General features: G+C 40.0%; 12 protein-coding genes and 1 pseudogene. 4 read left to right on the top strand and 9 right to left on the bottom strand.

Features of this window, described 5'->3' with window-relative positions; all coding sequences use genetic code 11:
- Positions 1–251 (top strand): annotated as a pseudogene (locus tag AAY47_RS22055) (hypothetical protein); the annotation flags it as partial.
- The gene (locus AAY47_RS22050) at positions 248–406 is read left to right on the top strand and encodes a hypothetical protein (protein WP_160300208.1); all 159 of its coding nucleotides are present in this window, start codon (positions 248–250) and stop codon (positions 404–406) included. The pseudogene AAY47_RS22055 and the gene AAY47_RS22050, both read left to right, overlap by 4 nt.
- On the opposite strand, the gene AAY47_RS23350 is transcribed toward AAY47_RS22050, so the two are convergent.
- The 4 genes from AAY47_RS23350 to hxpB form a co-directional block, all read right to left on the bottom strand.
- A complete protein-coding gene (locus AAY47_RS23350; RefSeq protein WP_419177449.1) occupies positions 354–539 on the bottom strand; it encodes a hypothetical protein in 186 nt (61 codons plus the stop codon). The genes AAY47_RS22050 and AAY47_RS23350 overlap by 53 nt on opposite strands.
- A 262-nt stretch (positions 540–801) precedes the next feature.
- A complete protein-coding gene (locus tag AAY47_RS15700; protein ID WP_047771074.1) occupies positions 802–2,193 on the bottom strand; it encodes an L-cystine transporter in 1,392 nt (463 codons plus the stop codon).
- 381 nt (positions 2,194–2,574) lie between these two features.
- A complete protein-coding gene (locus tag AAY47_RS15695) occupies positions 2,575–3,168 on the bottom strand; it encodes a metal-dependent hydrolase (protein ID WP_047771073.1) in 594 nt (197 codons plus the stop codon).
- 182 nt (positions 3,169–3,350) lie between these two features.
- The gene (gene hxpB, locus AAY47_RS15690; protein ID WP_047771072.1) at positions 3,351–4,016 is read right to left on the bottom strand and encodes a hexitol phosphatase HxpB; all 666 of its coding nucleotides are present in this window, start codon (positions 4,014–4,016) and stop codon (positions 3,351–3,353) included.
- 206 nt (positions 4,017–4,222) lie between these two features.
- On the opposite strand from hxpB, the gene AAY47_RS15685 reads away from it, so the two are divergent.
- The gene (locus AAY47_RS15685) at positions 4,223–4,795 is read left to right on the top strand and encodes a YniB family protein (RefSeq protein WP_047771071.1); all 573 of its coding nucleotides are present in this window, start codon (positions 4,223–4,225) and stop codon (positions 4,793–4,795) included.
- Between the two features lie 135 nt (positions 4,796–4,930).
- Here AAY47_RS15685 and AAY47_RS15680 read toward each other — a convergent pair whose 3' ends face one another.
- The 5 genes from AAY47_RS15680 to AAY47_RS15660 all read right to left on the bottom strand — a co-directional run bounded on the left by AAY47_RS15680 (position 4,931) and on the right by AAY47_RS15660 (position 9,514).
- The gene (locus AAY47_RS15680) at positions 4,931–5,794 is read right to left on the bottom strand and encodes a fructosamine kinase family protein (RefSeq protein WP_047771070.1); all 864 of its coding nucleotides are present in this window, start codon (positions 5,792–5,794) and stop codon (positions 4,931–4,933) included.
- 162 nt (positions 5,795–5,956) lie between these two features.
- Entirely contained in the window at positions 5,957–6,823 is an 867-nt protein-coding gene (locus tag AAY47_RS15675) for a metal ABC transporter permease (protein WP_047771069.1), read from the bottom strand.
- Positions 6,820–7,695 carry a metal ABC transporter permease gene (locus AAY47_RS15670; protein ID WP_047771068.1) on the bottom strand — a complete coding sequence of 292 codons (876 nt, stop codon included), beginning with the start codon at positions 7,693–7,695 and terminating at the stop codon, positions 6,820–6,822. Before AAY47_RS15670 ends, AAY47_RS15675 begins: the two co-directional genes overlap by 4 nt.
- Positions 7,696–7,709: 14 nt before the next feature.
- Positions 7,710–8,603, bottom strand: a complete 894-nt coding sequence (locus AAY47_RS15665) for a manganese/iron ABC transporter ATP-binding protein (protein WP_047771067.1) — start codon at positions 8,601–8,603, stop codon at positions 7,710–7,712.
- Positions 8,600–9,514 carry a metal ABC transporter substrate-binding protein gene (locus AAY47_RS15660; protein ID WP_047771066.1) on the bottom strand — a complete coding sequence of 305 codons (915 nt, stop codon included), beginning with the start codon at positions 9,512–9,514 and terminating at the stop codon, positions 8,600–8,602. The genes AAY47_RS15665 and AAY47_RS15660 overlap by 4 nt, the downstream gene beginning before the upstream one ends.
- A gap of 176 nt (positions 9,515–9,690) precedes the next feature.
- On the opposite strand from AAY47_RS15660, the gene AAY47_RS15655 reads away from it, so the two are divergent.
- Positions 9,691–10,365, top strand: coding sequence for a transglycosylase SLT domain-containing protein (locus tag AAY47_RS15655; protein ID WP_047771065.1), 675 nt, complete (start codon positions 9,691–9,693; stop codon positions 10,363–10,365).
- Positions 10,366–11,032 lie beyond the last annotated feature (667 nt).

Below are 11,032 nucleotides of genomic sequence, written 5' to 3'. Positions count from 1 at the left end.
ATCCCAGTACCGGATTGCCCGGGACAATAGTTCCGGCTGATTGGTTAAATGATGTTCAATTCTCAGTCAGGGATCTCCAGCAGGAATGTAAAAACATTCTGGCGAAAGCCGGGATTACCCCAGACCCCAGAAAACAGAGCCAACTCTCTGAAGCGATAACCGCGATTGTTGCCAAAGGCTGGCTGGAGAAAAACAAGAACGGCGCAGATATCCTCAGCAAACCGGAGTTTGTGAAAAACCTCTGTATATGAAAAAATTATTCTTCTGGTTGGTCATTCCTTGTCAGTTTTGGCATCCATTCGATAGCCGTGTCGAGGTGTTTTCCCTCAGGAAGGCAATCGTAAACAGCATAATTATCCGTACAGTAGAACTGGATATTGAAAGGGGGACAGAAGTACCCGCATGACTGTCAGTAACTGCTCATTCAGGATGAGACTGTCACCCCATGTCATTTTATCGGGGATGACGGGAGGCAAACAGTCAACGAGCAGATGCGCCGGGATCGGTATCGGGGGCACCGGAACGTATTCGGTTCGCATGTTGCTGCAACCGGATAACAGCCCCGTCTGGCACAGTGCGATGGGCGCAATCATTATTGACAACAACCGTTTTGATGGCGGCCTGCGTTTTCTCAGGATCCACAGTTGACCGCTGCCGGTTTTCGCTATTAATTCATGAGATGTCATTGAATAACCTGATGGTGTAAAATGCATTACCCATGATGGATAGCAAAAGCCCCGCACGATGGCGAGGCCTGGATTCAGTGTGTCGGTTTGAGGGTTTATTTCATCAGGTTTTGAATTAAGATTGGTTTAATACCACTTTTTCGTCTTGTTCAAATACCTCTTTATTCGTTTTTCTCATCAATTGACTAGTGACTGTACCTGCTGTCATAGCGCCATTAACATTTAATGCTGTACGTCCCATATCAATCAGAGGTTCAACAGAAATAAGCAGCGCCGCTAAGGTGACAGGCAGGCCCATAGCTGGTAAAACAATCAGTGCAGCAAATGTTGCGCCACCACCAACACCAGCAACCCCCGCAGAACTGATAGTCACAACGCCCACAAGCGTTGCAATCCATACCGGGTCAAAGGGATCAATACCTACGGTTGGAGCCACCATCACTGCCAACATAGCTGGATAAATGCCGGCACAGCCATTTTGGCCAATAGTCGCGCCAAAAGAAGCGGAGAAACTGGCAATAGACTCAGGCACACCGAGGCGGCGAGTTTGTGTTTCGATATTCAAGGGGATACTTGCAGCGCTTGAACGGCTGGTAAATGCAAATGTCAGTACGGGGCCTGCTTTTTTAAAGAATTTCAGGGGATTGATCCCCGTGAATGCCAAAAGCCCGCCATGTACTACAAACATCAGGCCAAGGGCGATGTAAGAAGCAACAACAAAACTACCTAATTGAGTAATGTCATGGATATTGGAGCTAGCAACAACTTTGGTCATCAAAGCCATTACGCCGTATGGGGTGAGACGCATCACTAATCTAACCAGCTTCATTGCCCATGCTTGCATAGTATCAATGGCAACGAGAGCCAGTTTACCGTGTTCATGATCATCTTTAAGCATTTGTAGCGCAGCGATGCCCAAAAATGTTGCAAAAATTACCACACTAATAATGGAAGTAGGGTGTGCTCCCGTCAAATCAGCAAAGGGATTTTTAGGGATAAAGGAGAGAATGATCTGAGGCACACTCATATCTGCAACTTTGCCAATAAAATTGCTTTCAATTGCTAATAAACGAGCAGTTTCTTGTGTGCCTTGAATAAGTCCTGCTGCACTTAGCCCAAACAAATTGGCAATGACAATGCCAATTAAAGCGGAAATTGCTGTAGTAAACAGTAACGTACCAATGGTAAAAAAACTGATCTTTCCTAGGGAAGATGCTTTATGTAAGCGAGTAACGGCGCTTAGGATAGAAGCAAAAACTAACGGCATGATAACCATTTGTAGTAATTGTACATAACCATTACCAATAATATTGAACCATTTAATTGATTCTTTTACGGTAAGATTATCTGTTCCATAAATGATGTTTAATGCCAACCCAAAAACAACACCTACGACTAGAGCCACAAGAACTTTTTTGGACAAACTCCATTTATTTGAACCCGTTTTTGCTAATAGAATAAGCAGTGCTACAAAAACGAGCACGTTGATGATGAGTGGTAAATTCATCTCTAGTCTCCAAAACTTATATACCGTTATATTTGAGTTGCTGTATGTAGCTTGGATATAGATTTGTCAGTTGTATTTCAATTTGCAATCTATCGTCTACATACCATGAAATGCTTAGGATAGGATATTATCAGTATAATAAGTCTCTTTCTTATAATTAAATAGAATTTAATATAATTATTTTCACTAATTAGTTTGATTGGTTATATCTCCTAATCTATTTCTGTTTTTTGTTCAATTATAACCGTTAATTTTTTATCTTATTGAGTTAACGGTCTTTTTGCAGGCGACAGGAAGTGAATAAAAAATGGTTTATATTTTGCAGATAACCCCATTTTTAAAATGGGGCTACGATATTTGCTGTATGTGAGTAGTGAGCGGTTACTTGTAGAGATTCTGTAGCTTATCGATAGGTAACTTATCAAACTGTATTTTGTTAAATTGTAAGCTGTCGAAATAGCGAGCGAATGAGAAATTGATGTGTTGTGGAAGGATAATAGCGATCACTACTACCAGTACGGCAATAAAACGTTCGGCTTTTTTACGTTCCTTACCTCTAAGAATAGGTAAGCAAAAACGTATTCTTAGCGGCCATAACAGTGGAATACCAGCGGGAGTAAGCATATCAGCAATAAGATGGCTGATATAACCGATAACCATTGCATGGACAAAGTCAGTCGGAATGGGCCAATTAGACGGTATTTCAGTCTGGAATAGAGTAACCCCCACGAGCAGCGCTAATAAACTATGTGTAAATCCACGATGTCCGCATAATCGCGCGATTGGAATGGATATAAAGCGGAACAATCTGCCTAAGGTTGAGCTTGGATGGTCGATATCTGGCAACAATGAAGCCAGAAGTACGCCGGGAAGCATGTGTAACCAGTCTCCCTGTGCTATTTCTGGTGTGATTTCTAGCTGGTGAGCCAATACAAGGCTGGCAACGGAAAAAAGAAGATGTCCTTCTGCTGTCATAACGATTTATACTAATTATTTATGCTGATTGCTGTTTATACATACAGTGGGGGAGTATAGAGGGTTTTGCCTGAGGAAGATAGAGGGTAACCAGGAAAATTTTTACATTATGGCTGTGTAGGTTGAGGGGGAGGTTGATATTTGCGCTGCCATATACAAAAAATAGGGCAGCGCGGTGGCTATTAAGTCATATGTTCTATTGTTAATTTTTCCAGAGAATTCAGTTTAATGTCAGCTAATGACCAGCGGGGATCATCAAAATGGTGAGAGGCTGGGACGATAATTGAGCGCATTCTTGCTGCTTTGGTTGCTATCATACCGTTAAATGAGTCTTCTAATGTAAGACAGTGAGTTGGGTTGACGCCAAGTTGACTGGCTGCCAGTAAATAAACTTCGGGGTGTGGTTTGCTGTAAGGTAAGTGTGCGGCAGAAACGACAACATCAAAGTAATGTTGTAGGTTAAACAATTCGAGCACTTTTTTGATCATTTCATAGGGTGAGGCGGAGGCCAGGCCAATTTTCAACCCACGTTCACGACAGAGATTTAAAGCATGTTCTACTCCAGGCAGTAAGGGACGGTTTTTTTCAACTGATTGAACTACGTAATCAATGATGCGTTGTCCAACTTCACTTTTAGAGGTGCCTTGCCAGGGGGATGCTTGATACCATAGCTCAACAACGTGATCGATTCGTAACCCCAGTGTATCAGGTAGGTTTTTTGCTAAATTTAAATCTAGCCCTAATTCACTGAATACGCTTTTTTCTCCTTGTTTCCAATAAGGTTCAGAATCAATCAGCAAACCATCCATATCAAAAATAGCCGCTTCCATAGATAAACAAAATGACATCTCAAATCTCTCCGCGATGATAACAGTGATTAAAGAGGTTTGATTGTAACAATTCCAATAAATTAAATCTTGTTATGGGTGATGGCAAACAAAGAGATAGTTTCATCGGTAAGGTAAGATAATGACTCCGTAAATAGGATTAAAGTTGGTTCGTTATGAGCTATTATTGAGTAAAAATAAAATCATTTAGGCCAATGGAGAATGTCATGACGTATCAAGAAGCTAGATATGTTGCTATCGTTAAGCGGATCTTGGGCTGGATTATTTTTATACCCTCCCTGTTGTCGACTTTTGTCTCAGTGATTAATCTGGCCGCAGGGCAGCATGGTATTAAAGGTAATGGTATTAAAGGTGACAGTATCGGGGATGCAGGTATTAACGCCGTATTGAATGATTTTCTTCAGATGATGACAGAAATGATTAAATTCAATACACCATTTTTGGATTTTTTTTGGAAGCATTCTCCAACCCCTGAGCGTGTTGCCGGAATTACTGGGGAAAATATCAGTTTTTTTGTCATTTATATGCTGATATTTGTGGGGTTGGCAATGAGTGCGTCTGGTTTGAGAATGTATCGTCAATTTAAATTCATCAAAGAGCGTATTGAAGATCAAATGGTCTTTGAACTCGCGCAGGAAAGTGGAATAACCGAGGAACAATTGAAAGCTAAAATTGCGTTTCCCTCTCATTCTTTATTCAGCCAGATTTTTATTCTTTACATATCACCCATCATTATCGGTGCAATTGCTTGCTTCTTATTCAAACTGTTAGGGTGGTAATGTGAGAGTTAATAACAGCGCAAGGATGCCCAATGTCGCGTTTGGTTTAAAAGGAATTTATATTCTTAATATAATAAATTTTTGAGTGATTGAGCTAAAGTCAATAATTAAATATTAATTTAAGTTATCTTATACCTATTCAGATAAAAGTTTATCAATCATCTTTTGTATTATAATAAAACTCTCCCCTCCGAAAAGATTACATCTATTTAATAAATAGTAAAGTTGGTAAATAGGTTGACGTTCAAGGAAATCTTTAGGTAATGGCCAGATACTCTGATAACCGTCAAATATTTGCAAAGGAAGATCTGGGTAAAGTGGCAGCATTGCCAGATCACATTCTCGATCTCCCCAATAGCAGGCAGGATCAAAAATGACGGCACAATTATCGTTCAGTGATGCACAGTTCATAGGCCATAGATCGCCATGCAGAAGAGAGGGTTGAGGGTGATGATTGTGTAGTCTATCGCCGATTACTTGAACAATTTGGTTAATATCTCCAAATACCATTCCTTTATCAGCGGCAAGCTGCAACTGCCATCCGATGCGTTTTTCGGCATAAAAATAATCCCAGCGCTTTTGCCATCCGTTAGGTTGTATGGTAGTTGCCAGCATGTTATCAAAATCAAAACCAAATTTGGGTTGTTCACTCCATTGATGTAACTTCGCAAGGTGTTGACCAAAAAGATATGCACTGTGTGGGGTAAAGGGTTTTATGGGTAAATGCTCCAGCAACAGGAAGCTATAGTTGCGGTCGTGACCTACACCATAAACATCGGGGACACGGGTTGTTTTGCTGCGAGCCAATAATTCCAGTTGTTCTGCTTCTGCTTTAAAAATTGGCAGCATTTCTTTCATGTTGGATTTGATAAAGATATGTTGTTCACCATATCTAATGTGCCAGGCACGGTGAATCTCTCCTCCGGCCAATTCCTCTTTATCGTGAATTTCAGCGTCACCAAAATGCTCACTTAATAGACGGCTCACTGTTTGCCACATGCTTCACCTCATTAAGTTGACAGTTCTCATGTTTATACTACAGACAGATGTAACATTTGAACAGGGTAAAAGGAATTTTAATAGGAATTAATAAGGCCATATCTCAAATTTGATATGGCACTCTATTATTTTTTAATTTGATTTTTCTTGAATTGATGCCTTTTAGTGTGAGATTTTTTCAAACGATCCTTTGTTTGCTTTCTTGTAAGCTAATTTTATTTGGTCATAAGTAAGTGCAATAGTAAAGAAAATTGCCTGAATGATTACGATACAGGGGCCTGTTTCACCATCAATATGGAAGCTAATGATTGTTCCAAGTACGCTGGATGATATAGAAGCAATCATTGCCACAATCAGCATGCGGTTAAAACTCCGGCAAAGGATAAAAGCAATAATGCCGGGGGAGATTAACATCGCAATGACCAGAATAATGCCGACGGCCTGCAAAGAGGCAACAATTGTTAGGGCCAGCAGTGATAATAACCCGTAATGGAGAAGTTTCACCGGAAGACCAATAACTCGAGCCTGATTGGGATCGAAGCAGTAGAGCATGAAATCTTTCCTCTTTAGCAGCACAATCGCTAGCGTGATCCCTGCAATGCACAGGGTTTGGAGTAATTCATGCCGGGTAATGCCGAGTATGCTGCCGAATAAAATATGTGTCAGGTGTTGATCCGTATCTATACGAGTAAACAGAACTAACCCAAATGCAAACATACCTGAGAAAACAATTCCCATGACAGTATCTTCTTTGATTCGGCTATGTTCTTTTAGATACCCGGTAGCGAATGCACAAGATATACCAGAAAGGAAAGCACCTATTGCAAGTGGTATACCTGTTACAAAAGCGAGCACTATACCTGGCAAAACAGCATGGGAAATGGCATCTCCCATCAATGACCAACCCTTTAAGACTAAGTAACAGGAAAGTACAGCACAAACAGCTCCCACGATAATGGCAGCATAGATAGCTCGTCGCATGAACTCATACATGAAAGGTTCAGTAATTAATTCAATAAATGTGTTCATGAGCGTTGTTCCTGAATCAATGCCAGAGATTCCTTTCTGGCCCGTCTGCGAGAGGCTAACGTGCCATGTTTAGGGGCAAAGAAGAACGCGAGTAAGAAAATCACTGTTTGTATGGTAACAATGACTCCCCCAGTTGCACCGTTGAGGAAATAACTCACATATGCACCGATACCACTCGTGAGTGAACCGATGGTGACGGCAATAATCAACAAATATTTAAATCTATCTGTTAATAAATAGGCGGTTGCACCCGGTGTTACAACCATTGCGATAACCAAGATAGCGCCTACTGTTTGTAATGCAGCAACGGTACAGGCACTTAATAAAGTGAAGAAAATAATTTTCAACCGTAATGGTGATAATCCAATCGAGCGAGCATGGGTTTCATCAAAGAAAACAACCAACAGATCTTTCCAAAGTACCATTAAGATAATGAAGGAAACGGCAATAATGATTTCAACTTGTAAAACATCCTCATCCGCAATTCCCAGAATATTGCCTAAAATAATGGTTTGTACATTTACGGATGTGGGGTTTAAAGAAACGATCAATAATCCGACGGCAAAAAAAGTGGAGAATATAAAACCGATCACCGCATCTTCACGTAACCGAGTGATATGACGTACCAATGTCATTGATAATGCAGCGAGCATCCCTGTAAAAAAAGCACCACCTGCATAAGGTAAACCGAGAGCATATGCACCAGCGACACCGGGCACAACAGAGTGGGAGAGGGCGTCTCCCATTAGTGACCAACCTTTTAGCATCAGATAAGCGGATAAGAAAGCACAGACACCCCCAACAATGGTGCTTACCCACATGGCTTTCACCATGTAGTTGTAATTGAATGGTTGTAAAAGTAGTTCCATCATGGTTGATTTTCCTTTTATTTGGGGTTTTGCCGCGGTGGAATATGATGATCATGTCCGTAAAAGACGGCAGCACGTTCATCATCGGTTATGACTGTCAGCGAGCGGGGATCATCATCTTTATGCAGTTCAGGAGCGGAAAGATTAATATGACGCAAGACACCACCGAAGGTAATTTCCAGATTTTTTTGAGTAAACGTGTTTTCAGTTTGGCCACTTGCGAGCACAGTACGATTGATCAAAATAACGTGATCACAAAATTCAGGCACACTGCCAAGGTTATGCGTTGATACTAAAACCAAATGCCCTTCGTCACGTAGGCCACGAAGTAAGTCAATAATGGCATTTTCTGTTTTAACATCTACCCCAGTAAAAGGTTCATCCAGTAACAAAACTTTCCCTTCTTGAGCCAATGCTCGGGCTAAAAATGCGCGTTTTTTCTGCCCGCCAGAAAGCTCACCAATTTGGCGATCACGCAATTCTGTCAGCCCGACACGTTCAAGGGCTTTATTGACGATTTCATGATCATGCTTGCTGGGACGGCGTAAAAAACCCATTTTCCCATAGCGTCCCATCATTACAACATCAGAAACCAGAACCGGGAAATTCCAGTCTACATCCTCAGTTTGAGGGACATATGCGATGATATTTTGTTTTAATGCCGCTTTGATAGGTTGATTGTTGAGTGTCACTTTTCCATGTGAAGGCGTTACTAATCCCATGATTGTTTTGAATAAGGTGGATTTACCGCTGCCATTCATGCCTACCAGCGCACAAATTGTGCCGCCGGTAATATTAAAACTGGCATCATAAATAGCAGTGTGCCCATTGTTGTAAGTGACAGTGGCATTATCCACAATTAAATGAGGATGCTCAAATAACGGTTGGTGGTTTAATGATGAGCGATTCATTGATTAAATCCTTTTGCGATAGTGTCTACAGTGGTGTTAAGTAGATCAATATAAGTTGGAACCGGTCCTTTTTGAGTGGAAAGGGAGTCTACATAAAGTACCCCGCCGTAACGTGCCCCTGTTTCTTTACTGACTTGTTTTGCTGGTTTATCTGAAACAGTGCTTTCACTGAAAACAACCGGGATCTTATTAGACCTTACTGTGTCAATGACACGGCGAACCTGTTGTGGGGAACCTTGTTCTTCAGCATTAATTGGCCACAAGTAAACTTCTTTGAAACCATAATCTTGTGTGAGATAGCTGAAAGCACCTTCACTGGTGACCAGCCAGCGTTGCTCTTCAGGAATACGAGAAAGACGTTCTCTAAGAGGTGCATCCAATTGAGCCATTTTTTCTGCATAAGCTCTGGCATTACGATTGTAAATTTCGGCATTATCAGGATCGTATTTGACAAAAGCTTGGCGAATATTTTCGATATAGATCAGCGCATTATTCGGCGACATCCAAGCGTGTGGGTTAGGGTTTTTATTGTAAGGCCCTTCACGAATGGGTAAAGGGGTAATGCCTTCGGTTATAATCGCAGCAGGTATGTCTTGCATGTTTTCAAAAAAGCGTTCGAACCAGCGTTCTAAATTTAAGCCATTCCAGAGGATAAGGTCTGCCCGCTGTGCTTTGATGATATCTTTGGGAGTGGGTTGATAATCATGGATTTCTGCGCCCGGTTTAGTGATTGACTCGACAATTGCTGCGTCTCCTGCGACATTTTGAGCCATATCTTGAATAATAGTAAATGTTGTAACCACTCTGAATTTTTTCTCGGCATGAGCATGCTGGCTGAATAACGCCATTGTGAATAGAACAAGGATCAGATTGAATATCGGAAAAGTAGAAAGAGAACATTTTTTATTCATTATAGTAAACCTTACTTGTTGCACATCTAATTATTGATAATGATTATCAGTATCATTTATATAAAGTCAAGGCAATAGAGAACAAAATTGATGATACATTCGATAGAAAAATATTTTTAGTTTATCAGTAAAATTATATATCCTTTATAGGATCAATTTTATTTAGGGGAAGCAGCGTGAAATTAAAACTCCGTTACATTGCGGTGGCATTGTTATTGTCAGGATGTGCAAACCAACAAGTACACCAATCAGACAGTAATAGACAAACAACGGTAAAACGTATGCTTGATGGCAATAAGGCTGCTTTTAATACCCGTAAATTGACAAATAGGTTTAAATCTACCCCATTTGATGGTTTGATTGCGCAAGCTGCAAAACGTTATGGTATTGATGAAACGCTTATCAAAGCAATTATTCAGGTGGAATCAGGTTTTCGTCCAGAGGTTGTTAGTCAGTCGAATGCAGTTGGACTCATGCAGATTAAGGCATCTACGGCTGGGCGAGATGCTTACAGAGTGAAAGGAAAATCAGGACAACCAACGATGCGTGAATTGAAAGATCCTGAAATCAACATTGATCTTGGTACAGCTTATATTAGCATCTTGAAAAAACAGCACCTGGAAGGTATTTCCAATCCAGAAACGCTGTACTATGCAACGATAGTTGCTTATGTAAATGGGGCAGGGGCATTATTGCGAACGTTTGATGCAAACCGAGTTTTGGCAATTAATAAAATTAATCGAATGACTCCGAATGAGTTCTATCAATATGTTCAAAATAATCATCCTGCACCACAGGCTTCTCGTTATTTATGGAAGGTTAAAAATGCTTTGGGGGTAATCACTCAATAATCGTAATCTGTAAATTTTCATGAGGGCAGGCCTGATAGCCTGCATTTTTTTGTTTGTTGAATAAAATTTAACAACTCATTGTTATTTTTAGTAACACATATCGTGCGAAAATGTTTTTTCGAAAACGATGCATATTAGTATCCCGAGATGAATATTTTAAAAATAGTATTAATTATTGCTATTTAACTAAATCCACTCCTGATTATTAATGGTTAAAATTATTTTTTGAATAAAATAATCTGGCCAATAAAAAATAATTATCAGTCGATAGGAAAAAGTAATTTGAATTAATTGGATGATAGAGGCATTTTATAGGGAGAATAATATCTATCTTCTGTTTTATCTATAGTCTAGAAGATCAGGTTGTTCATCTTTAAAATTAACAGCCAGAAATCAACACATACTATAACTATAAATGGCAATGATATAAAATCACCGGAGATTTTATTTTAAGGGATTAATATTTCACTTTAATATTTAGATGAGAAATTAAAATAATCATCTCTATGAATATTATTGACAATAAACGAAGAAATTAAGTGATTATATCCTAAAGTTATATATAAAAAACACTCAATTAAGGAGTAATTCATGGAAAGTTTAGATAGTATAACGCTCTCTCCGCCAACATTTCCGCAGGCACATGGAACCGATACTATTAACATAC

Source organism: Xenorhabdus griffiniae, assembly GCF_001028135.1.
In the GTDB taxonomy this organism is placed as follows: Bacteria; Pseudomonadota; Gammaproteobacteria; order Enterobacterales; family Enterobacteriaceae; genus Xenorhabdus; species Xenorhabdus bakwenae.
This window is presented reverse-complemented; position numbering and strand designations above follow the sequence as displayed.

What these genes read in the sequence shown, in the direction of transcription:
- AAY47_RS22050 (WP_160300208.1), top strand. Translation starts at nt 248, where the DNA reads ATGAAAAAATTATTCTTCTGGTTGGTCATTCCTTGTCAGTTTTGGCAT.
- AAY47_RS23350 (WP_419177449.1), bottom strand. Translation starts at nt 539, where the DNA reads ATGCGAACCGAATACGTTCCGGTGCCCCCGATACCGATCCCGGCGCAT.
- AAY47_RS15700 (WP_047771074.1), bottom strand. Translation starts at nt 2,193, where the DNA reads ATGAATTTACCACTCATCATCAACGTGCTCGTTTTTGTAGCACTGCTT.
- AAY47_RS15695 (WP_047771073.1), bottom strand. Translation starts at nt 3,168, where the DNA reads ATGACAGCAGAAGGACATCTTCTTTTTTCCGTTGCCAGCCTTGTATTG.
- hxpB (WP_047771072.1), bottom strand. Translation starts at nt 4,016, where the DNA reads ATGTCATTTTGTTTATCTATGGAAGCGGCTATTTTTGATATGGATGGT.
- AAY47_RS15685 (WP_047771071.1), top strand. Translation starts at nt 4,223, where the DNA reads ATGACGTATCAAGAAGCTAGATATGTTGCTATCGTTAAGCGGATCTTG.
- AAY47_RS15680 (WP_047771070.1), bottom strand. Translation starts at nt 5,794, where the DNA reads ATGTGGCAAACAGTGAGCCGTCTATTAAGTGAGCATTTTGGTGACGCT.
- AAY47_RS15675 (WP_047771069.1), bottom strand. Translation starts at nt 6,823, where the DNA reads ATGAACACATTTATTGAATTAATTACTGAACCTTTCATGTATGAGTTC.
- AAY47_RS15670 (WP_047771068.1), bottom strand. Translation starts at nt 7,695, where the DNA reads ATGATGGAACTACTTTTACAACCATTCAATTACAACTACATGGTGAAA.
- AAY47_RS15665 (WP_047771067.1), bottom strand. Translation starts at nt 8,603, where the DNA reads ATGAATCGCTCATCATTAAACCACCAACCGTTATTTGAGCATCCTCAT.
- AAY47_RS15660 (WP_047771066.1), bottom strand. Translation starts at nt 9,514, where the DNA reads ATGAATAAAAAATGTTCTCTTTCTACTTTTCCGATATTCAATCTGATC.